At 70.0% G+C, this 21,496-nt stretch carries 15 protein-coding genes; 7 read left to right on the top strand and 8 right to left on the bottom strand.

Translation table 11 applies throughout. The features are described from left to right. Positions 1–52: 52 nt before the first annotated feature. The 5 genes from ACFVYR_RS35700 to ACFVYR_RS35680 form a co-directional block, all read right to left on the bottom strand. Positions 53–1,051 carry a Yip1 family protein gene (locus ACFVYR_RS35700; protein WP_384252178.1) on the bottom strand — a complete coding sequence of 333 codons (999 nt, stop codon included), beginning with the start codon at positions 1,049–1,051 and terminating at the stop codon, positions 53–55. A gap of 141 nt (positions 1,052–1,192) precedes the next feature. After that, positions 1,193–2,683, bottom strand: a complete 1,491-nt coding sequence (locus ACFVYR_RS35695) for an FG-GAP repeat protein (RefSeq protein ID WP_384252176.1) — start codon at positions 2,681–2,683, stop codon at positions 1,193–1,195. A 219-nt stretch (positions 2,684–2,902) separates the two neighbouring features. Continuing rightward, positions 2,903–4,369, bottom strand: a complete 1,467-nt coding sequence (locus ACFVYR_RS35690; RefSeq protein ID WP_384252173.1) for an FG-GAP and VCBS repeat-containing protein — start codon at positions 4,367–4,369, stop codon at positions 2,903–2,905. Positions 4,370–4,622: 253 nt separating this feature from the next. Then, positions 4,623–6,026, bottom strand: a complete 1,404-nt coding sequence (locus tag ACFVYR_RS35685) for an FG-GAP repeat domain-containing protein (RefSeq protein ID WP_384252171.1) — start codon at positions 6,024–6,026, stop codon at positions 4,623–4,625. Between the two features lie 1,782 nt (positions 6,027–7,808). Further along, on the bottom strand, positions 7,809–10,070 hold the full coding sequence (locus ACFVYR_RS35680; protein WP_389613741.1) for a (Fe-S)-binding protein: 2,262 nt from the start codon (positions 10,068–10,070) through the stop codon (positions 7,809–7,811). 249 nt (positions 10,071–10,319) lie between these two features. Here ACFVYR_RS35680 and dnaK point away from each other — a divergent pair, with 249 nt between their 5' ends. The 5 genes from dnaK (at position 10,320) to ACFVYR_RS35655 (ending at position 15,186) form a co-directional block, all read left to right on the top strand. Next, positions 10,320–12,182, top strand: a complete 1,863-nt coding sequence (gene dnaK, locus ACFVYR_RS35675; RefSeq protein ID WP_384263752.1) for a molecular chaperone DnaK — start codon at positions 10,320–10,322, stop codon at positions 12,180–12,182. Then, complete coding sequence (grpE, locus tag ACFVYR_RS35670) at positions 12,182–12,880, top strand: nucleotide exchange factor GrpE (RefSeq protein ID WP_384263749.1); 699 nt, start codon at positions 12,182–12,184, stop codon at positions 12,878–12,880. Before dnaK ends, grpE begins: the two co-directional genes overlap by 1 nt. 42 nt (positions 12,881–12,922) lie before the next feature. Beyond that, positions 12,923–14,116 carry a molecular chaperone DnaJ gene (gene dnaJ, locus ACFVYR_RS35665; RefSeq protein WP_384263746.1) on the top strand — a complete coding sequence of 398 codons (1,194 nt, stop codon included), beginning with the start codon at positions 12,923–12,925 and terminating at the stop codon, positions 14,114–14,116. 1 nt (position 14,117) lies between these two features. Further along, positions 14,118–14,582 carry a heat shock protein transcriptional repressor HspR gene (locus ACFVYR_RS35660; RefSeq protein WP_384263743.1) on the top strand — a complete coding sequence of 155 codons (465 nt, stop codon included), beginning with the start codon at positions 14,118–14,120 and terminating at the stop codon, positions 14,580–14,582. 91 nt (positions 14,583–14,673) lie between these two features. Further along, positions 14,674–15,186 (top strand): hypothetical protein, encoded by a 513-nt coding sequence (locus ACFVYR_RS35655; protein WP_384263740.1) that lies wholly within the window; start codon positions 14,674–14,676, stop codon positions 15,184–15,186. Positions 15,187–15,271: 85 nt separating this feature from the next. Here ACFVYR_RS35655 and ACFVYR_RS35650 read toward each other — a convergent pair whose 3' ends face one another. Beyond that, a complete protein-coding gene (locus ACFVYR_RS35650) occupies positions 15,272–16,174 on the bottom strand; it encodes a LuxR C-terminal-related transcriptional regulator (protein WP_384263737.1) in 903 nt (300 codons plus the stop codon). Between the two features lie 138 nt (positions 16,175–16,312). Then, entirely contained in the window at positions 16,313–17,302 is a 990-nt protein-coding gene (locus ACFVYR_RS35645) for a helix-turn-helix transcriptional regulator (protein WP_384263734.1), read from the bottom strand. A 373-nt stretch (positions 17,303–17,675) separates the two neighbouring features. Here ACFVYR_RS35645 and ACFVYR_RS35640 point away from each other — a divergent pair, with 373 nt between their 5' ends. After that, on the top strand, positions 17,676–18,032 hold the full coding sequence (locus tag ACFVYR_RS35640) for a hypothetical protein (RefSeq protein WP_384263732.1): 357 nt from the start codon (positions 17,676–17,678) through the stop codon (positions 18,030–18,032). Positions 18,033–18,139: 107 nt separating this feature from the next. Here the strand turns inward: ACFVYR_RS35640 and ACFVYR_RS35635 are convergent, their stop codons facing one another. Beyond that, the gene (locus tag ACFVYR_RS35635; protein WP_384263729.1) at positions 18,140–18,583 is read right to left on the bottom strand and encodes a pyridoxamine 5'-phosphate oxidase family protein; all 444 of its coding nucleotides are present in this window, start codon (positions 18,581–18,583) and stop codon (positions 18,140–18,142) included. A 159-nt stretch (positions 18,584–18,742) separates the two neighbouring features. Between ACFVYR_RS35635 and clpB the strand changes: the two genes are divergently transcribed. Then, positions 18,743–21,358: an ATP-dependent chaperone ClpB gene (clpB, locus tag ACFVYR_RS35630; protein WP_384263726.1), complete on the top strand. Its 2,616-nt coding sequence runs from the start codon at positions 18,743–18,745 to the stop codon at positions 21,356–21,358. Positions 21,359–21,496 lie beyond the last annotated feature (138 nt).

Here is a 21,496-nt window from a genome sequence, read left to right as displayed (position 1 = left end):
GGACAGTGTCCGCCGGGCCCCTCCTCGTACATCTGCTTGCGGATCGATACAGCTAGAACGTGCCCAGCTTGATGATCGACAGGATCGCGAGCAGCTGGATCGCCGAAGCTCCCAGCGCCTTCGGCCACGGCAGGTCGTGGGACCTGGCGACCATCATCGTCAGGAGCGCGCCCGCCGCGAGCCACGTCGCCCAGCCGAGCAGCTGTACGAACGGCTGGCCGCCGCCCAGGAACATCGCCACGATCACGCGCGGCGCGTCCGTCATCGACATGATCAGCATGGAGAGGCCGACCGTCGGCTGCCAGGCGCCGTCGCCGCCGAGCTGGCGGGCCAGGGTGTGGGTGACCACGCCCAGGATGAACGCGCTGATGGTGATCGCGACGCCGGTCGTGAGGACGTACGGGACCGCCGACGACAGCGTGCTGTTGATCGCGTCCTCGCGGGCCTCGTCGAAGCCGAAGATCGCGAGCGCGCCGTAGAGGAACGTGACGATGAGGGCGGGGCCCCACATCGCGTAGTCCCGCATCTGCAGGAAGGTCGGGCCGGGGCGCAGCACGACGCCGCGCAGCAGGTCCTTCCAGTGCAGGCGGGGGCCCACGGGCGGGGCGGCCGCCTGGCCGGCGCGGTAGGTGTCGCCCTGGGTGTAGGGGTCTTCCCCGATGGAGAAGGCCTGGGTGTGTCCCGGGTTGTTGGCCGCGTACGGGTCGTAGCCGCCGCCCTGGGGTCCGTGGCCCTGGCCGTGGTCGTCGGGGCCGCCGAAGTACTCCGGCTCGCCGTGGTGGCCACCGGCCTGCGGCCACTGCTGACCGCCGTTGCCCCCACCACCGCCGTACGGCCGGCCGCCGTGCGGAGCGCCGCCGCCGTACTGCGGGGCGCCCCCGCCGTACTGCTGCTGCGGGTTCGACGGCGCGGGCGGGTAGCCGTACGGCTGCTGCCGGCCCTGGGGGGCCTGCTGTCCGTACGGCTCCTGCCGCGGTTGTCGCGGTCGCGGTTGTTGTTGCGGTCGCGGGGCGCGGTTGTCCCGGCCGCGTCCGATCCTGAATCCAGCCACGAATCGAACGTACCTGGTCTTGCGGGGCGGGGTCGTCCCTCCTCCGGAGGAGACGGGCTTTGCGGCCGACCTGTGACAACCCCTAAGGGCCCCCTAAGGGCCCCCTGAGGGGTTGCCCAGGACTTTCCCCGAGGGGTCGCGTCAGTCGGCGAAGTTCGCGCCGAAGCGGGGCGTTCCGGCCGACGAGATGCCCACCGTCGACGGGTAGATGCCCGCGGAACCCGCGAAGGTGCCGTTCGCCTTGCTGAACAGGGGGTACACGGCGCCGTTCTGCCCGTTCTCGCCGTACGAGCCGACGGTGATGTCGCCCCGGCCGTCCCCGTTCAGGTCGTCGACGTGCACGTCCGAGCCGAAGAAGTCGTGCTTCTCGTTGGAGTTGGGCACGCCCGGCGTGTTCTGGTCGAGGAAGACCGCGCCCTTGGTGGAGAGGCCCGAGCCGTCCGCCGCGCCGTAGATGACGGTGACCGCGCCCGCGTCCTCCAGGCCGGCGAGGTCCTCGCCCGCGGAGCCCACGACCAGGTCGAGGTGACCGTCGCCGTTGAGGTCGCCGAGGTCGAGCTCGTTGCCGAACGAGTCGCCCTTCTCGCTCGTGCCCGGGACGTCCGTGCTGTCCTGCGTGAAGACCTGCGTGTCGCCATAGGGGCCGTTGGCGGCGCCGTGCACGACGTACACCGAGCCGCCCTTGTTCGCACCCTGGATGCCGTCGTCCCAGTTGAGGCCGATGACGATGTCACCGTAACCGTCGCTGTCCGTGTCGCCGACGTCGGTGATGACGCCGCCGGGCAGCCGCTGCTGGCCGGTGGTCCTGAGACCCCCGGACGTGCCGGGCAGCCACAGGTTGGCGTTGTAGCCGTCGCCCGTGGAGAAGCCGTCGACGATGAGGTCTTCCTTGTCGTCACCGTTCACGTCACCGGAGTGCAGGTTGAACGGGCCCGCGCCCTCGCCGCTCCGGATGGCTGGCTTGACGGTGTAGTGGCTGCGGCCCGCGCCCGTCGTACGGGAGATTCCGCCGCTCAGGACGTCGATGGTGGCCGCGCCCGAGCGGGCGCCGATGGCGAGGTCGGTGCGGCCGTCACCGTTGAAGTCACCGGCTTCCAGCGGCCCGCCGAAGAAGTCGTGCCCGTCCGGGCGGGGGTCCTTCACCGTGGTGCCGCCCTTGAGGCCGCTCGGGGAGCCCCACAGGATCTGCGTGGTGCCGCCGTCCTTGTCGCTGCCGACGTCCTCACCGGGCGCGCCGACCGCGAGGTCGTCGTAGCCGTCGCGGTCGAAGTCGCCGTACGCGGTGTCGAAACCGAAGATGTCGCCGGTCTCGGCGTCGCCGGGCACGCCCGCGCTGTTCTGGCTGAACGTCTTGTGTCGCAGCGTGGAACCGCCGTACGTGACGGTGACCTGGCCCGCCGAGTCCTTGCCCGCGACGCGGGCGCCGGTCGCGGAGGTGACGAGGTCGGCGACGCCGTCGCCGTTGAAGTCCGCCTCGTGCGAGGGCAGCGGCTCGGCGGGTGCGGCGGACGCCGTGGCGGCTGTGACGGTGAGGAGCCCGCCGGCCAGTGCGGCGGCGGCGACCGTCGTCGCGACGAGGCGGCCACGTCTGGAACGGGCGGTGGGGGTGTGGGTGTGCTTGCGCTGTGTCATGCGGGTCTCCTGCGGGAGTTGGGGGTGACGGGCTGGGTAGATCCAGCCCGTCCGGCGTTTGAGGACGAACTCGGCGAAGCCGGTGATCAGACGGCGCCCTGAACGGTGACAGCGCCCCGGCTACCGCCCCGAGCGACCGCTACCGTGCTCCGGCTACCGCCCCGAGCGACCGCTACCGTGCTCCGGCTACCGCCCCGAGCCACCGCTACCGTGCTCCGGCTACCGCCCCAGGGCCGCCCCGTACTCCCGCGCCCCCGCGAGACCGAGCTTGCCCGGCGTGACCGACGTCACCGGCGCCGCGGGCCCGGAGGTCGGGGACGCGGCGTACCAGACGCCACCCTTCGACGCGTCCTCACCGGGCGTGCCGACCGCGAAGTCCGCGTGGCCGTCGCCGTTGTAGTCACCGGTGGCGACGGCCGCGCCGAAGCGGTCGCCCGCCTCCGCCGTGCCCGCCACGCCCGCGGTGTTCTGGGTGAACGCGGGGCCCGAGAAGTCCGCGCCGGTGCCGGCCGAGGCGAGGACCCAGTAGCCGCCCGCGTCCTTCACGGTGCCGACCGCCTCGGTGTCCGTGCCGACGACGAGCTCGTCGCGGCCGTCGCGGTCGAGGTCCCCGGCCGCGACGTGCGCGCCGAAGTTGTCACCGGCCTCGGCGACACCGCCGACCTGCGGGCTGCTCTGCGTGGTGCAGGAGGCACCGCCGTCGCCGAGGGCGCCGCCCTTCTTGCCGTAGATGGCGACGACCGTGCCGCCAAGGATGTTCTCGCAGTACGTGCCCTCGCCCTCGACCTCGGGGTTCGCCAGGGCGTTGCCGATGGCGAGGTCCGTGGTGCCGTCGCCGTCGAAGTCGCCGGTGGCGAGCGCGGTGTTGGTGCTGTCGGGCGTGGACCAGGTCTGCTTCCACTCGCCGGAGGCGCGGTTCAGCACCTGCGTACCGCTGATCTCCATCCCGCGGTACGAGACGGCGAGGTCGGTGCCGCCGTCACCGTCGAAGTCACCCGCCGCGAGCGCCCGCGCGCCGGCGAAGTGCCAGCCCGTGACCCTGTCGAGTGCGGCGGGGGAGCCCGCGGTGAACGGTCCGGGGCGTACGACGACCGCACTCGACTCGTCGAAGTGCGAGTTGAAGGCGATGTCGTTGTCGCCGTCCTTGTCGAAGTCGCCGGTCGCGAGCAGCGCGCCGTACCCCGCGTCGTCTATGTCCCCGTTGGCGGCGGTGAAGCCGCCCTTGAAGCCGGTGGCGGAGCCCCAGACGACCGCGACGGTGCCGGCGCTCAGGCCGACGGTGGTGTCCTCGTCGGGCGCGCCGACGATCAGGTCGCTGTAGCCGTCGCCGTTCATGTCGTTGGAGTCGACGGCGGCGCCGAACCTGTCTCCCGCCTCCGGGGTGCCGGGCACGCCGGTGGTGGCCTGGCTGACGGTGGTGGAGCCGTGTTTGCCGAGGCCCGACACGCCGCCCCACACGACGTTGACGTACCCGGCCTTGGCCTCGCCGTTCACCGTGGCGCTCGGCACGCCGACCGCGAGGTCCACGTAGCCGTCGCCGTTGTAGTCGGCGCGGATCTTCGAGGGCGTGGGGGCGGCGGACGCCGTGCCGGCGGTCAGGCCGGTGACGCCGAGGGCGGTGACGGCGCAGAGGGCGCCTGCCGCGAGGAACTTGTTGCGCGCGTTCTTGCGTATGTACAAGGGCATGCTCGGTGCTCCAACGAGTAGCAGAACGAGGGCGTTCGGTAAGGGGCGGGTCGAGTACGGGCAGCGCGCCACTGCCCGTGCTGCCGACCAGCCACCGCCCGCCCCGGCGGGGGAACTTGGCTTTCGGGGGTGTGACTCGTGGGGCGTACGAAGGGTTGTGCGGCGGAGGGGACGGGGGCTCCAGCCCTGGCCCCCACCCCTCGCCCCTTCACCCCTCGCCCCTTCACCCCTCGCCCCTTCACCCCTCGCCCCTTCACCCCTCGCTCAGGGAGAGGAACTCGGCGGTGGAGAAGGACAGAAGCGGTTTGCGCGCGACCAGTTCCGCTGACCGGCGACCCGGATACACGGACACCGTGTCCGCGCCGGCCCCCCGATACGTTCGTACGACCAGGTCGGCCCGCTTGTCTCCGTCGAAGTCCGCGACCTGGAGGACCTGGGTAGTGCCCTTTGCCGCGGGGGCCAGGAGCGCCGTGGCGTTGGCGGCGAGTCCGCCCGTACGTCCCCGGAAGACCCGTACGTCACCCGCGCCCCCGCCGCTCCCGCTGCCCCGACCGCTCAGGACCAGCTCGCTGAGCCCGTCCCCATCCAGGTCGCCCGCGTCGAGGGCCATGTCCCTGGCCTCCAGGGAGCCGCGGAGGGTGCCCGGAACGTCGTAGCGCAGTGCGACACCGCGCCGCGCCGCGATGGCGGCGTCCATCCCCTTGCCCTTGCCGAACCGGCCGAACGCGACGTCCTCGCCCGCGGGGAAGAGCACGCCGGTCTCGCCGGGGCCCTTCGGACCGCCCAGGACGAGCGCACTGGCGGCGACGCCGGACGGGTCCGCGGCCTTGCGGACGAGTACGTCGTCGTAGCCGTCGCCGTTGACGTCCGTGGCCCGGCCCGACACGAGGTTGTTGCCGGGCGCGGTGACGGGCTTGCCCGCGGTGCGCGGGGCGCCGGTCCGCTTGAACGGGCCGCGCAGGAACGTGAGCCGGGCGCTGCTCGCGTGCAGTACGAGGTCGTGCGCACCGTCCCCGTCGAAGTCGCCGCAGACCGGCTGGTCCGGCCAGTCGTTGCCGAATCGTGCCTGCGCGGGCACCCGCAGCTTCACGGCCTTGCCGACCAGCCCCTTGGGCGAGCCGAACAGAATCTGTAGCGGCACGGGCGGCTGTCCCTGCCCGTCGTACGGCGGGTCCGTAGACACGACGAGGTCGCTGAAGCCGTCCTCGTCGAGGTCGCAGGAGGCCTCGGAGTCGAAGGCGGCGGGCAGCTCACCCTTGACCCGGGCCCCGTTGGCGTGCGCGCTCAGCAACTGCCGTGCGCCTGGAACGAGCCCGGCCTTCCCTCCGTAGACGATGCCGATACCCGCGTCGTCGCCGTGGTCGGGGTGTACGAGGTCGTCGAGTACGAGGTCACGGGCGCCGTCACCGTTGAAGTCGTCCTCGCCCCGGCTGCCCTTGCCGCCCTTGCCTCGCGGAATGGGCTGCTGCGCCGTGCTCTTGCCCGTCATACTCATGGGCTTGTGCGAGGCGTCACCGGATCCGGTGACGTCGTCGTGGCTGCCGCAGCCCGAGAGGAGAAGCGCGCAGCTCATGGCGGTGGCCGCGCCGGTGGAGGCGCCGCGCCATATGCCCCGTCTCACGCCCCGTCTCACGCCCCGTACGCCGGCACTCCGCATGCCTCTCACCCACCCCGAACGCCACAGTCGCCAACAACCAGCCCATGATGCTCCTGCGCCCCTCGCGGGAGGAGTCCGAGGCGGTCCCGTTTCCATCACACCGGGTCCGGTCCGGGGGTGGGGCCGGAGGCTCCCTTTCGGCACGTGGCGGGGTTGGGCGGTGACTTCGGTGGGCCTGCGTCTTTGATGGTTGCCGGGGCCGCCCGGTGTTGTGCGGAGTGTGGCGGTTCCGGGCCGGGAGTAAAGGGCGCTCCGCTGCGCTGCGCGTCGGCTGCGCCGATTCCGCTGCGCTCCACCCTTGACTCCCGTCCCTCCACCGCACGTTGACTTTGACCCGGACGGCCAGGGGTGGGGGCGACGGGGGCGATGCTCGGGCCATCCCCTTTCATCGCCGGGTGCGGCCCGGTCCATCGTGGGTGGCCGTCACGGTTGGGGCAGGCCCGGCTTCGCCGCTCGGGTCATCGCCTCTCGCTGCCGGGTGCGGTCCGGCTCATCGTGAGTCGCTGTCACGGTTGGGGTGCGGGGTCGGGGCGAGTGGGTGGGGCGACCGTCCCGGCCGAAGCGATGGCGGCGGTCTGCCATGGGCTCCGACCCCCGGCCCCTCCGGGACCTACTTTGGGAAAGTTGCGAACCGACTCGCCGCGCGCCCCCCTCCCATGCCCCGCGCGCCGTCAGCCATGTTGCCGTTCTCGCGAATCGGACGCCACAAGCCTGCACGTTGGGGGCGCATCCGGCTTGGCAGGGGGGCGCGCGGCGAACGCGTTCGCAACTTTCCCAAAGTAGGTGCCGGGAGGGGGCGGCCCGACTCAACCGTCCCCCTCCCACGCCCCGGGCGCCGTCCCACCCACCACCCCATCTCCCGCATCCGCAGGGGCAAGCCCGCATGCGAGGGGGCGCATCCGGCTCGGCAGGGGGGCGCGCGGCGAACGCGTTCGCAACTTTCCCAAAGTAGGTGCCGGAGGGGACGGCCCGGGCCGACCGGCACATCGACCGTCGCTCCCGCCCACGTTGGGCCGGGCCGCACCCGGCCGCGCGAGGTGATGACCCGAGCGGCGGGGCCGGGCCCGCCCGAACTGTGGCGGCCACCCACGATGGACCGGGCCGCACCCGGCAGCGCGAGCCGATGACCCGAGCGGCGAAGCCGGGCCCGCCCGAACCGTGACGGCGGCTCGCGTTGGACCGGGCCGCACCCGGCGATGAAAGGGGATGGCCCGAGCATCGCCCCCGTCGCCCCCACCCCTGGCCGTCCGGGTCAAGGTCTACGTGCGGTGGAGGGACGGGAGTCAAGGGTGGAGCGCAGCGGAATCGGCGCAGCCGACGCGCAGCGCAGCGGAGCGCCCTTTACTCCCGGCCCGGAACCGCCACACTCCGCACAACACCGGGCGGCCCCAGCAACCATCAAAGACGCAGGCCCACCGAAGTCACCGCCTTACCGGGACGTGTCCCGTGGCGCCCACTCACGGAGTCAAAAGCCTCCTGAGGAGACTGGCGAGGGCTTGAGGGGCGAGGGTGAGTATGTCGTCGGGGGCGTCGCTTTCGCGGAGGAGCAGGGGGGCGAGACGTCGGACAGAGGGCTCGGGCTCGGGCTCGTACGGGAATGTGCCGACGGGTGGGGGTGGGTGCACACGGGAGCGGCAGAGCGAGAGCCGAGGCAAGCTCGTGTGGTGTGAGCTGACGGGTGCCGTGGCTGCTGCCTGAAGCAGGAAGACCCCGCCCCCTCCGCACGGAGGGAACGGGGTCTTCGGAACGCTCGCCCGCACGCGGGCCGGGTTACGGCAGCCGCTACTTCACCGGCTCCGGCTCGTCCGCAGACTCCGTCTCACTCGCCGGGTCGGTCGGTGTCTTCACGGAGTCGAGGAGGAGTTGTGCGACGTCGACGACTTGGACGGATTCCTTGGCCTGGCCGTCGTTCTTCTTGCCGTTGACGGAGTCGGTGAGCATGACGAGGCAGAACGGGCAGGCGGTGGAGACGATGGCGGGGTTGAGGCTGAGGGCTTCGTCGACGCGTTCGTTGTTGATGCGCTTGCCGATGCGTTCTTCCATCCACATGCGGGCGCCGCCGGCGCCGCAGCAGAAGCCGCGTTCCTTGTGGCGGTGCATTTCCTGCTGGCGCAGGCCGGGGACGGCGGTCATGATCTCGCGGGGCGGGGTGTAGATCTTGTTGTGGCGGCCCAGGTAGCAGGGGTCGTGGTAGGTGATCAGGCCCTCGACGGGCGTCACCGGGATGAGCTTGCCCTCGTCGATGAGGTGCTGGAGGAGCTGGGTGTGGTGGATGACCTCGTAGTCACCGCCCAGCTGCGGGTACTCGTTGCCGAGCGTGTTCAGGCAGTGCGGACAGGTCGCGACGATCTTCTTCGCCGACTTCGGCTTCTTCGTGGACTCGTACTCCGCGTCCTCGCCGAACGCCATGTTCAGTGACATGACGTTTTCCTGGCCGAGTTGCTGGAAGAGGGGTTCGTTGCCCAGGCGGCGGGCGGAGTCGCCGGTGCACTTCTCGTCGCCGCCCATGATGGCGAATTTGACGCCCGCCATGTGGAGGAGTTCCGCGAAGGCCTTGGTGGTCTTCTTGGCGCGGTCCTCCAGGGCGCCGGCGCAGCCGACCCAGTAGAGGTACTCGACTTCGGTGAGGTCCTCGATGTCCTTGCCGACGACCGGGACCTCGAAGTCGACTTCCTTGAGCCATTCCAGGCGCTGCTTCTTGGCAAGCCCCCAGGGATTGCCCTTCTTCTCCAGGTTCTTGAGCATCGTGCCCGCCTCGGAGGGGAACGACGACTCGATCATCACCTGGTAGCGGCGCATGTCCACGATGTGATCGACGTGCTCGATGTCGACCGGGCACTGCTCCACACACGCGCCGCACGTGGTGCAGGACCACAGGACGTCGGGGTCGATGACCCCGTTCTCCTCCAGCGTCCCCACCAGCGGACGCTCCGCCTCCGCCAGCGCCGCGGCGGGCACATCGGCCAGCTGCTCCGCGCTCGCCTTCTCCTCGCCCTCCATCGTCTTGCCGCCACCGGCCAGCAGGTACGGGGCCTTGGCGTGCGAGTGGTCGCGCAGCGACATGATCAGGAGCTTGGGGGAGAGCGGCTTGCCGGTGTTCCAGGCGGGGCACTGCGACTGGCAGCGACCGCATTCGGTGCAGGTGGAGAAGTCCAGCAGACCCTTCCAGGAGAACTGCTCCACCTGGGAGACACCGAATACCGCGTCCTCGGCCGGGTCCTCCCAGTCGATCGGCTCGCCGCCCGACGTCATCGGTTGCAGCTCGCCAAGCGCCGTGCCGCCCGCCGCCTCACGCTTGAACCAGATGTTCGGGAAGGCGAGGAAGCGGTGCCAGGCGACACCCATGTTGGTGTTCAGACCGACCACGATCATCCAGATGAAGGAGGTCGCGATCTTCAGGCCCGCGAAGAAGTACGTGAGGTTCTGGAGGGTGGAGAGGTCCATCCCCCTGAACCAGGAGACGAATGGGTACGAGAGGAAGAACGAGGCCTCGTAGCCGTCGACGTGGTGCTGGGCGCCCTCCAGGGCGTGCAGCGTGAAGATGCAGACGCCGACGGTGAAGATGACGGCCTCGACGAAGTACGCCTGGCCGGTCTTGGAGCCCGCGAAGCGGGACTTGCGCTCCGGGCTGTCGGGCCTGTTCAGCTGGCGGATGACGATCAGCGTGAGGATGCCGAGCACCGTCATCGTGCCGATGAACTCGACGAAGACGTTGTACGGCGTCCAGTCACCGATGACCGGCAGGAGCCAGTCGGCCCGGAAGAGCTGGCCGACGGCGTTGACGATCGTCAGGAGCAGCGTGAAGAACCCCACCGCCACGAACCAGTGCGCGACGCCGACGATGCCCCACTTGTTCATGCGCGTGTGGCCGAGGAACTCTCTGACCACGGTGAGGGTGCGCTGCCAGGGATTGTCGGTCCGCAGCCCGGCGGGCACAGGCTGGCCGAGCCGTACGAACCGGTAGATCTGCACGATGGCACGGCTGAACAGCGCGACACCGACCGCGATGAGGACCAGCGACACGATGATCGCGGCGAGTTGCATGTGGGGGCTCCTCGAGCCTGCGAGGCGAACTGTGACGAAGCGGCTGCTGCCTTGCTTCCTCCGCCGCACTGTAGTCAGCGAGGTGGAGATCCGCGTCGCTCAGGCAAGCCACGGCCGGGCGACTGCCCTACCTGCGCCTAAGGGCCGGATAAGAGTTGAGTCCCCCCGACTCACTTCTGTTGACGCAAGCGCACCGCTGATGCATCCTTGAGTCAGATCCACTCAAGATGTACCTCTGGAGGAACCGAAATGGCACGTGCGGTCGGCATCGACCTGGGCACGACTAACTCCGTCGTAAGCGTTCTGGAAGGCGGCGAGCCCACCGTCATCACCAACGCCGAGGGTGCCAGGACCACGCCGTCCGTCGTCGCCTTCGCGAAGAACGGCGAGGTGCTGGTCGGCGAGGTCGCCAAGCGCCAGGCGGTCACCAACGTGGACAGGACCATCCGGTCGGTCAAGCGCCACATGGGCACCGACTGGAAGGTGGACATCGACGACAAGGGGTTCAACCCCCAGCAGATCTCCGCGTTCATCCTGCAGAAGCTGAAGCGTGACGCCGAGGCGTACCTGGGCGAGAAGGTGGCCGACGCGGTCATCACCGTCCCTGCGTACTTCAACGACTCCGAGCGCCAGGCCACCAAGGAGGCCGGCGAGATCGCGGGCCTGAACGTCCTGCGCATCGTCAACGAGCCCACCGCCGCCGCCCTGGCCTACGGCCTGGACAAGGACGACCAGACCATTCTGGTCTTCGACCTCGGTGGCGGCACCTTCGACGTCTCGCTCCTCGAGATCGGCGACGGCGTCGTCGAGGTGAAGGCCACGAACGGCGACAACCACCTCGGTGGTGACGACTGGGACCAGCGCGTCGTCGACTACCTGGTCAAGCAGTTCAACAACGGCCACGGCGTGGACCTCTCCAAGGACAAGATGGCGCTCCAGCGCCTGCGCGAGGCGGCCGAGAAGGCCAAGATCGAGCTGTCCTCCTCCACGGAGACCTCGATCAACCTGCCGTACATCACGGCCTCCGCCGAGGGCCCGCTGCACCTGGACGAGAAGCTCACGCGCGCCCAGTTCCAGCAGCTCACGTCCGACCTCCTGGAGCGCTGCAAGACGCCGTTCCACAACGTCATCAAGGACGCGGGCATCCAGCTCTCCGAGATCGACCACGTCGTTCTCGTCGGTGGCTCCACCCGCATGCCCGCCGTCGCCGAGCTCGTCAAGGAGCTCACCGGCGGCAAGGACGCCAACAAGGGTGTGAACCCGGACGAGGTCGTCGCCATCGGCGCCTCGCTCCAGGCCGGTGTCCTCAAGGGTGAGGTCAAGGACGTCCTGCTCCTCGACGTGACCCCGCTGTCCCTCGGCATCGAGACCAAGGGCGGCATCATGACCAAGCTCATCGAGCGGAACACCACGATTCCGACGAAGCGCTCCGAGATCTTCACGACGGCCGAGGACAACCAGCCGTCCGTCCAGATCCAGGTCTACCAGGGCGAGCGCGAGATCGCGGCGTACAACAAGAAGCTCGGGATGTTCGAGCTGACCGGTCTGCCGCCGGCGCCCCGTGGCGTCCCGCAGATCGAGGTCTCCTTCGACATCGACGCCAACGGCATCATGCACGTGACCGCGAAGGACCTCGGCACGGGCAAGGAGCAGAAGATGACCGTCACCGGTGGCTCCTCGCTGCCGAAGGACGAGGTCGACCGGATGCGTCAGGAGGCCGAGAAGTACGCGGACGAGGACCACGCCCGCCGCGAGGCCGCCGAGTCCCGCAACCAGGGCGAGCAGCTCGTCTACCAGACCGAGAAGTTCCTCAAGGACAACGAGGACAAGGTCCCGGGTGACGTGAAGACCGAGGTCGAGACCGCCGTCGGCGAGCTGAAGGAGAAGCTCAAGGGCGACGACACGGCCGAGATCCGCACCGCCACCGAGAAGGTCGCCGCCGTCTCGCAGAAGCTGGGCCAGGCCATGTACGCCGACGCCCAGGCCGCCGGCGGGGGCGCCGAGGGCGCTGCCCCCGGCCCGGACGCCGGGGCCAAGGCCGACGACGACGTGGTCGACGCCGAGATCGTCGACGACGAGAAGCCCGGTGACGCGAAGGGTGGCGCTGCCTGATGACCGAGGAGACCCCGGGTTTCGGCGAGAACGCCGAGAATCCCGACGTCCCCTCTGGCGCCACCCCTGATGACGCGGCGCCGAAGGCCGCCGAGCCCTCCACCGAGGAGGGCCCGGCGGCCCCGGCCGGGGACACGGAAAGCAAGACGTCCGCGCAGGACGTGGGCCTGACCGCACAGCTGGACCAGGTGCGCACCGCGCTCAGCGAGCGCACGGCGGACCTCCAGCGGCTGCAGGCCGAGTACCAGAACTACCGCCGTCGGGTGGAGCGGGACAAGGTGACGGTGAAGGAGATCGCCTCGGCGAACCTCCTCTCCGAGCTGCTCCCCACCCTCGACGACATCGGCCGCGCCCGTGAGCACGGTGAGCTGGTGGGCGGCTTCAAGTCGGTGGCCGAGTCCCTCGAGACCGTCGTCGCCAAGCTGGGCCTTCAGCAGTTCGGCAAGGAGGGCGAGCCCTTCGACCCGACGATCCACGAGGCCCTGATGCACTCGTACGCGCCCGACGTCACCGAGACGACGTGCGTCGCGATCCTGCAGCCGGGGTATCGCATCGGCGAGCGCACCATCCGCCCCGCGCGGGTGGCCGTCGCCGAGCCGCAGCCCGGCGCGCAGACGGTCAAGGGCGAGACGGCGGAGGCCGACGCCGAGTCGGCCGAGCCGACGGACAAGGACAGCGGTGGCCCGGACGAGGGCTGACGCTGAACTGACGAGGGACTACCGAAAGGGGGTGCGTCGGGGATGAGCACCAAGGACTTCATCGAGAAGGACTACTACAAGGTCCTCGGCGTCCCCAAGGACGCCACCGAAGCCGAGATCAAGAAGGCGTACCGGAAGCTCGCCCGCGAGAACCACCCGGACGCCAACAAGGGCAACACCAAGGCGGAGGAGCGCTTCAAGGAGATCTCCGAGGCGAACGACATCCTCGGTGACCCCAAGAAGCGCAAGGAGTACGACGAAGCGCGTGCTCTCTTCGGCAACGGCGGATTCCGGCAAGGCCCCGGAGGCGGCGGCGGATCGTTCAACTTCGACCTGGGCGACCTCTTCGGAGGCGGCGCCCCGGGTGGCGGTGGAGCGGCCGGCGGCGGCTTCGGGGGCGGTCTCGGTGACGTCTTCGGGGGCCTGTTCAACCGCGGCGGCGCGGGTGCCGGAGCCGGTGCGCGTACGCAGCCGAGGCGCGGCCAGGACATCGAGTCCGAGGTCACGCTGAGTTTCACGGAGGCGGTGGACGGTGCCACGGTGCCGCTGCGCATGTCCTCCCAGGCGCCCTGCAAGGCGTGTTCCGGCACCGGCGACAAGAACGGTACGCCGCGTGTGTGCCCGACCTGCGTCGGCACGGGCCAGGTCTCGCGGGGCGGTGGCGGAGGGTTCTCCCTCACCGATCCGTGCATGGACTGCAAGGGCCGTGGGCTGATCGCCCAGGACCCCTGCGAGGTCTGCGGCGGCAGTGGCCGCGCCAAGTCGTCCCGGACGATGCAGGTGCGGATTCCGGCCGGTGTCTCGGACGGGCAGCGCATCCGCCTGCGCGGCAAGGGCGCACCCGGTGAGCGCGGCGGCCCGGCCGGTGACCTGTACGTGGTCGTGCACGTCGACACCCACCCGGTCTTCGGCCGCAAGGGCGACAACCTCACGGTCACGGTGCCGGTGACGTATCCGGAGGCGGCGCTGGGCGGCGAGGTGAAGGTGCCCACGCTGGGCGGCCCGTCCGTCACCCTGAAGCTGCCCGCGGGCACGCCGAACGGGCGTACGATGCGGGCCCGCGGCAAGGGAGCGGTCCGCAAGGACGGCAGCCGCGGCGACCTGCTCGTGACGGTGGAGGTCGCGGTTCCGACGTCGTTGAGCGACGGGGCGAAGGAAGCCCTGGAGAGCTACCGCAAGGCGACTGCGGACGACGATCCGCGGGCAGAACTGTTCCAGGCCGCGAAGGGAGCATGAGATGGACGGCCGTCGTCGACAGCCCGGACTGAGCAGGGCGTATCAGCTGACCGATGAGACGCCGGTCTACGTCATCTCGGTGGCCGCCCAGTTGAGCGGCCTGCACCCCCAGACCCTGCGGCAGTACGACCGCCTGGGCCTGGTCTCCCCGGACCGCACCCCGGGACGCGGCCGTCGCTACTCCGCCCGCGACATCGAGCTGCTGCGTACCGTGCAGCAGTTGTCGCAGGAGGAGGGCATCAACCTCGCCGGCATCAAGCGGATCATCGAGCTGGAGAACCAGGTCGCCGCGCTCCAGTCGCGCGTCGCGGAGCTCTCCTCGGCCGTGGAGGGCGCCGCCGTCGCCATGCAGCAGCGTGAGGCGGCGGTGCACGCTTCGTACCGCCGCGACCTCGTCCCCTACCAGGACGTGCAGCAGGCGAGCGCGCTGGTGGTGTGGCGGCCCAAGCGGACGTCCGAGCAGTAGGTTCCGTAACCTGAAACAGGGCCGGGAGGTGACCACCTCCCGGCCCTGTTCGATGTGGGCCGACGGTTTTACCGGGGGAGTTGAGCTGACCATGGCCATGGTGGGGTTGTTCTGGATCGCCGAGGGCGATGTGTACGTGGGGGCGAAACCGGCCGGGCTCGCCGCCGGGGTGCGGCTGTCCCCGGAGGGCGTACTGGCCCTCGGCGACCGGCAGTCCGGCATGTGGCCGTGGGAGGACGTGCGCGCCCTGACGGTCGACGACGTCCCGGTGAAGTCCCTGCGGCGGCATGTGGGCGCGGCGGTCGACCTGGTCCTCACGGTCGGCCTGGGCGGCGGCGACGAGGCCCCCACGATGACGGTGCGCCTGACGGCCCCCGACGGCGACAAGGAACTGACGGCGTACACCGCGGCGGCGATCGGCTACTCCCAGACGGAGTACGACCTCTCCCGCGCGCTCCTGTCCCGCCTCACGGAGGGCGCGGGCTCGCTCCTCACGACGCTGACCGCGATGGCGGACTGGGGCCGTCGCCACGAGGGCGGGTCGCCGCGGGCGGCGGAGCGGGAGGCGTTGTTGCGGGAGTGGGTTGCGGGGAGTGGGGGGTGAGGGTGAGGGGTGAGGGGTGAGGCGTCTGCCCGTGTCCGTGTCCGTGTCCCTGGCCCTGTCCCTGGCCCTGTCCCTGGCCCTGCCCCTATCTCTGGTGATGGTCCAGGATCTTTGACTGCCCTATGAGGTAGCCGAGTTGGGCCCGGCTGTGACTGCCGAGCGTGCTGGCCAGTTTGGCGATGTGGACGCGGGCGGTGCGGATGTTCATGCCGAGCCGGTCGGCGACCTCCGCGTCGGTGAGGCCTTCGACGAGGAGCCCCGCGATGGCGTGCTGGCGGGCGGTGATGCCGTTCTCGGGCGGCTGGGGGGCGGCCTGCGGCCACATGGGGGTCGCCAGCCCCCAGAGCCGCCAGAAGGTCGTGGCGAAGTACTCGACGAGGGCCGGGTGGCGCAGTTCGAGGGCGACGCTGCGGTCCCGGCTCGCGGGGATGAACGCCACGGTCCGGTCGAAGACGAAGAGCCGGTCGGTCACCTCGTGCAGGGTCCGGGCCTCGGCGTCGCCGGTGAGCTGCTCGAAGTAGGCCAGCACGGGCAGGGAATGGCGCGTTGTGTGCTGGTAGAGAGTGCGCATTCGGCACCCTCGGGTGAGAAGGGCCTGGTCCCGTGGGAAGACTTCGGCCAGGGTCTCGGGCGGTCGCGTCCCGCCGGGCTGTACGGCGAGGAATTCCTCCGTGACCCGGCCCATCGCGCGGTCGATGGCCGCGTTGATCGCGTCGAGCCCGTCGAGCACGATGACGGAGCGGTCGCCCGTTCCGGAACAGGCGTCGGCGCCGAACCGCACGTCGAGGACGGCGGGGTCGATGGGGACGGAGGGGCGCAGCCGTTCCGGGTCGTCGGGGTGGGGTTCCAGGATCCCCAGCTCCTCCAGGCAGGGAGCGCCTACGGCCTCACTGCGCAGAATGCGCCCCTCGCGGAGGGAGCGCCGGTAGACGCCCAGCCCCTCCGGGCAGAGTTCGTCGACGGCGTGCGGTAAGTGCTTCGTGGCCATTCGGTCCCCCTCCTGCCTGGTTGAAGCGCCGCGATTCTATGCAGGCGAGGAGTGGGCCGGTCCGGATGCCGTAGTTCAAGTGTCTACTTATGGACGGCCCCGCGAACGTGTCTTATTTCCGTCCGCTTCCCATGCCCGTCATGTCGTTCTTCCCTGTTCGAGAATTCCCGACTGGGCGATGAGATAGCCCAGTTGGGCCCGGCTGCCGCTGCCGAGGGCGGCGGCTATCTTGGCGATGTGGGCGCGGCAGGTACGGACGTTCATGCCGAGGCGGCGGGCGATTGCCTCGTCCACGTGGCCGTCGACGAGGAGTTTGGCGATGGAACGCTGGACGCCGGTGATGCCGTCCGTGGACGGTGCGTAGGGGGCCTCGTCGAGCAGCGGTGACGCTCGTTGCCACAGCTGCTCGAAGACGTTGGCCAGATACTGGACGAGGCCTGGATGGCGGAGTTCCAGGGCCGTTTGGCGGTCCTCGCGGGCCGGTATGAAGGCGACGGTCCGATCGAAGATCATGAGTCGTTCGATGAGTTCTTCGAGTGTGCGGACCTCCACCTTGCCCTGCCGCATGTGCTCGGCGTAGGCGATGGTGGTCTGGCTGTGGCGTGCGGTGTGCTGGTACAGCGTTCGCATCCTGATGCCTCGGTCGAGGATGCTCTGACTCTGCTTCACCGCTTCGGTGACGATGGCTTCGCTGCGCCCGCCGCCGGGTTGGACGGTGATGACCTCCGACTGGCATTCGGCTATGGCGACTTGAATGGCCGCGTTGATGCGGCTTCCGCCTTCGAGAACGGTGATCGAATGGGCGGCAGGACGGTCCTGGGCGGTGATGGCCATAAATGGCTCGAACGTGTCGGCGAGTTCGTTGGCCAGCGTCCTCCGCTCCTGGATCTCGCGCTCAATGGGGCGGACACGTTGGGCGAGTGCCGAAGTGGGCGGAACAGGGCGGAGCCAGTCGGCGTCATCCGGATCGGGGACCAGGAGCGCGAAATCCATAAGGCAGGGAGCGGCTTCCGCTTCCGTGCGCCGGATGCGTCCGGTACGCAACGCGTTGCCGTAGAGCCGCTTACCTTCATCGCATAGTTCAGCCATGGCATGTGGATGTGCCCTAATTGAGCTGTTTATTGGCATAACTCCACCCCCCAGGGTCTTGAACGTGCAGGAACATGATGCATCGGTCCTGTGGTGTTCGCATGGCTGAATGAGCCATCGTCTTGGAAGGCCGGGGGAGAGTCGCGATGGAAGTGAGGACGAAGCCCGCTATGCGCCAGGGAAAGCTTCGCTCGGTACTTGTCTGTGCCTTCTCCGTTGGGTTGGCTGTCAGCGCCTTCAGCGCTCTGAGCGCGCACCCGGACGACGATGCCGCCGCACGAACCGCGTCGGCCGCGTCCGCGGCGCCGTCGGATGTCATCTGGGACGCCGTTCCGCAGGGTGACGTGATCTGGGCGTCGGCTGCGAAGGGGGATGTCATTTGGGGGACCGCTCCGAAGGGGGGCGCCGTCTCATGAGTACCCCTCCCGACGACCGCACCTTCCGCCGAGAAATGGCCACCGCCTACCGCTCCGGTTGGCACTTCATCGATCTTGTGACCGCGATCCCCCACCGCGGCGACTCGTTGATGGTGACCCTGCTCGGTGAGCCCATCGTCGTCACCCGTGACGACGAGGAGGAGATCAGGGCCTACCGGTGTCTGCGCCGGCCCCGCGGAGCGCCGCAGCCCGTGCGCTGCGCCGTCCGGTACGGGATGGTCTTCGTCAACCTCGACCGCCGTGACCACCAGGTGGTCGGCGGGCAGGACCAGCACGACCAGGGCGCCGCGAGCGCCTCGGACAACGTCACAGCCACCCCCCGCAGTGCCTGACGCGATTCCCCCGTCGTTGTAAATCGCGCAGGCGCTTCCCCCAGCAGCGGCGCCACCGTGGACCTGAACACGGTGGCGCCGCTGTGGTGTGCGCGGGTGCTTTTCCGTTACGCCTTGCCCAGCGCGCGGGTCAGCGTGATCTCGATCAGGACCCGGTCCGGGTTCGGCGACGGCCTGCGCCCGTACCGCTCCTCGTAGCGGATCTCCGCCTCCGCGATCTCCCGCGGCGCCGTCCTGATCTCCGCCCGGCCCTCAAGCGTGGCCCACCGCCGCCCCGCGAACTGGCACACGGCCACCCGCGCGCCGGGCCCGTCCACGCCCGTCGCCGCGAGGATGTGCACGACCTTCCGGCTCGTCTTGCGGGCGAGGACCCGCGCGACCCCGGCGGCCGGGTCGTACGTGACGCCGACCGGCACCACGTGCGGCGTGCCGTCCGGGCGCAGGGTCGTCAACGTGCACAGGTGCCGTTCGCGCCAGAAGCTGAGGTAGTGCTCGGGCGGGTCGCACGGATCGATCCGGGCGGCGGGCGGGGTCGGCGGGTTCGGGGTCATGGTTACGGAACATAGCCGCCCGGACTTCCCGCTTCGTCCTTGAGTGGAATAGACTCAACTTTGTGTACGTTGACCAAGTCAGTGTTACGCGTACGGCTCAACAGGAACCCGTAGGGCCGTAGGACGACGTGGTGGGACCCGTAAGGAGGAGAGGCGCACGTGGACGCCGAGCTGACCAACAGGAGCCGGGACGCGATCAACGCGGCCACCAGCCGCGCGGTGCAGGACGGTCACCCTGACCTGACCCCTGCGCATCTGCTGCTCGCGCTGCTGGAGGGCGAGGACAACGAGAACATCGTCGACCTGCTCGCCGCGGTCGAGGCCGACCAGGCCGCCGTCCGCGCCGACACCGAGCGGGTGCTCGCCGCGCTGCCCAGCGTGACGGGGTCCACCGTCTCGCCGCCGCAGCCCGACCGCGAGATGCTGGCCGTCGTCGCGGACGCGGCCAAGCGCGCGAAGGAGCTCGGCGACGACTACCTGTCCACCGAGCACCTGCTCATCGGCATCGCCGCCGAGGGCGGCAAGGCCGGGGACGTACTCAACCGGCACGGAGCCGGCAGCAAGAAGCTGCTGGCCGCATTCGAGAAGACCAGGGGAGGGCGCCGGGTGACCACACCCGACCCCGAGGGCCAGTACAAGGCCCTGGAGAAGTTCGGCACCGATTTCACCGCCGCCGCCCGCGAGGGCAGGCTCGACCCGGTCATCGGGCGGGACCAGGAGATCCGGCGCGTGGTCCAGGTCCTTTCACGGCGTACGAAGAACAATCCCGTCCTCATCGGCGAACCCGGCGTCGGCAAGACCGCCGTCGTCGAAGGGCTCGCCCAGCGCATCGTGAAGGGGGACGTCCCGGAGTCGCTGAAGAACAAGCGGCTCGTCTCCCTCGACCTGGGCGCCATGGTCGCGGGCGCGAAGTACCGCGGCGAGTTCGAGGAGCGCCTCAAGACCGTCCTCTCCGAGATCAAGGAGAGCGACGGGCAGATCATCACGTTCATCGACGAGCTGCACACCGTCGTGGGCGCCGGGGCCGGCGGCGATTCCGCCATGGACGCCGGGAACATGCTCAAGCCCATGCTCGCCCGCGGTGAGCTGCGGATGGTCGGCGCGACCACCCTCGACGAGTACCGCGAGCGGATCGAGAAGGACCCCGCCCTTGAGCGGCGCTTCCAGCAGGTCCTCGTCGCCGAGCCGAGCGTCGAGGACTCCATCGCGATCCTGCGCGGGCTCAAGGGGCGGTACGAGGCGCACCACAAGGTCCAGATCGCCGACAGCGCGCTCGTCGCCGCCGCCACCCTCTCCGACCGGTACATCACCTCGCGCTTCCTGCCCGACAAGGCCATCGACCTCGTCGACGAGGCCGCGTCCCGGCTGCGCATGGAGATCGACTCCTCGCCCGTCGAGATCGACGAGCTCCAGCGCGCCGTCGACCGCCTGAAGATGGAGGAGCTGGCGCTCAGCAAGGAGACGGACCCGGCGAGCAAGCAGCGCCTGGAGAAGCTGCGGCGCGATCTCGCCGACAAGGAGGAGGAGCTGCGCGGCCTCACCGCACGCTGGGAGAAGGAGAAGCAGTCCCTCAACCGCGTCGGTGAGCTGAAGGAGAAGCTCGACGAGCTGCGCGGCCAGGCCGAACGTGCCCAGCGGGACGGCGACTTCGACACCGCGTCCAAGCTGCTCTACGGCGAGATCCCGGCCCTGGAGCACGACCTCGAAGTCGCATCCGAGGCCGAGGAGGAGGCCGTCCAGGCCAAGGACCTCATGGTCAAGGAGGAGGTCGGCCCGGACGACATCGCCGACGTCGTCGGCTCCTGGACCGGCATCCCCGCGGGCCGCCTCCTGGAGGGCGAGACACAGAAGCTGCTGCGCATGGAGGACGAGCTCGGCCGCCGCCTCATCGGCCAGACCGAGGCCGTGCGCGCCGTCTCGGACGCGGTGCGGCGCACCCGCGCGGGGATCGCCGACCCCGACCGGCCCACCGGTTCGTTCCTCTTCCTCGGCCCGACCGGCGTCGGCAAGACCGAACTGGCCAAGGCCCTCGCGGACTTCCTCTTCGACGACGAGCGGGCCATGGTCCGCATCGACATGAGCGAGTACGGCGAGAAGCACAGCGTCGCCCGTCTGGTGGGCGCGCCCCCCGGCTACGTCGGGTACGAGGAGGGCGGCCAGCTCACCGAGGCGGTCCGGCGGCGTCCGTACAGCGTCGTGCTGCTCGACGAGGTCGAGAAGGCGCACCCGGAGGTCTTCGACGTGCTGCTCCAGGTGCTCGACGACGGGCGGCTCACCGACGGGCAGGGCCGGACGGTGGACTTCCGCAACACCATCCTGGTCCTCACGTCCAACCTCGGAAGCCAGTACCTGGTCGAGCCGCTCACCAGCGAGGAGGAGAAGAAGCAGCAGGTCCTCGAGGTGGTGCGGGCGTCCTTCAAGCCCGAGTTCCTCAACCGGCTCGACGACCTCGTGGTCTTCTCCGCGCTCACCAAGGACGAGCTGGCGCACATCGCCGAGCTGCAGATCGGCCGCCTCGCCAAGCGGCTCGCCGAGCGGCGGCTCACGCTGGACGTCACGCCCGAGGCGCTGGCCTGGCTCGCGGACGAGGGCAACGATCCGGCGTACGGGGCGCGGCCGCTGCGGCGCCTCATCCAGACGTCGATCGGCGACAGGCTCGCGAAGGAGATCCTCGCGGGTGAGGTGAAGGACGGTGACGTGGTCCGCGTGGACCGCGTCGAGGACGGCCTGATCGTGGGTCCCGCGACGGGTTCGCCCACGGGCAAGTCGCTGTAACGGCATCGCGTCTGCGGGCAGTGGTCCGTCCTCGCGCGGTTCCCCGCACCCCGTCAGGGGCGCGGGGAACCGCGCGAGGGGCCACGGCTTGTCCGCAGACGGCGAACGGCGGAAACCGGGCAGACGCGGTGCCGGGGT

The sequence above is a fragment of the Streptomyces sp. NPDC058284 genome, from assembly GCF_042881135.1.
Lineage (GTDB): Bacteria > Actinomycetota > Actinomycetes > Streptomycetales > Streptomycetaceae > Streptomyces.
This window is presented reverse-complemented; position numbering and strand designations above follow the sequence as displayed.

Coding starts and splice junctions, on each gene's coding strand:
- ACFVYR_RS35695 (WP_384252176.1), bottom strand. CDS start 2,683: ATGACACAGCGCAAGCACACCCACACCCCCACCGCCCGTTCCAGACGT.
- ACFVYR_RS35690 (WP_384252173.1), bottom strand. CDS start 4,369: ATGCCCTTGTACATACGCAAGAACGCGCGCAACAAGTTCCTCGCGGCA.
- ACFVYR_RS35685 (WP_384252171.1), bottom strand. CDS start 6,026: ATGCGGAGTGCCGGCGTACGGGGCGTGAGACGGGGCGTGAGACGGGGC.
- ACFVYR_RS35680 (WP_389613741.1), bottom strand. CDS start 10,070: ATGCAACTCGCCGCGATCATCGTGTCGCTGGTCCTCATCGCGGTCGGT.
- dnaK (WP_384263752.1), top strand. CDS start 10,320: ATGGCACGTGCGGTCGGCATCGACCTGGGCACGACTAACTCCGTCGTA.
- grpE (WP_384263749.1), top strand. CDS start 12,182: ATGACCGAGGAGACCCCGGGTTTCGGCGAGAACGCCGAGAATCCCGAC.
- dnaJ (WP_384263746.1), top strand. CDS start 12,923: ATGAGCACCAAGGACTTCATCGAGAAGGACTACTACAAGGTCCTCGGC.
- ACFVYR_RS35660 (WP_384263743.1), top strand. CDS start 14,118: ATGGACGGCCGTCGTCGACAGCCCGGACTGAGCAGGGCGTATCAGCTG.
- ACFVYR_RS35655 (WP_384263740.1), top strand. CDS start 14,674: ATGGCCATGGTGGGGTTGTTCTGGATCGCCGAGGGCGATGTGTACGTG.
- ACFVYR_RS35650 (WP_384263737.1), bottom strand. CDS start 16,174: ATGGCCACGAAGCACTTACCGCACGCCGTCGACGAACTCTGCCCGGAG.
- ACFVYR_RS35645 (WP_384263734.1), bottom strand. CDS start 17,302: ATGCCAATAAACAGCTCAATTAGGGCACATCCACATGCCATGGCTGAA.
- ACFVYR_RS35640 (WP_384263732.1), top strand. CDS start 17,676: ATGAGTACCCCTCCCGACGACCGCACCTTCCGCCGAGAAATGGCCACC.
- ACFVYR_RS35635 (WP_384263729.1), bottom strand. CDS start 18,583: ATGACCCCGAACCCGCCGACCCCGCCCGCCGCCCGGATCGATCCGTGC.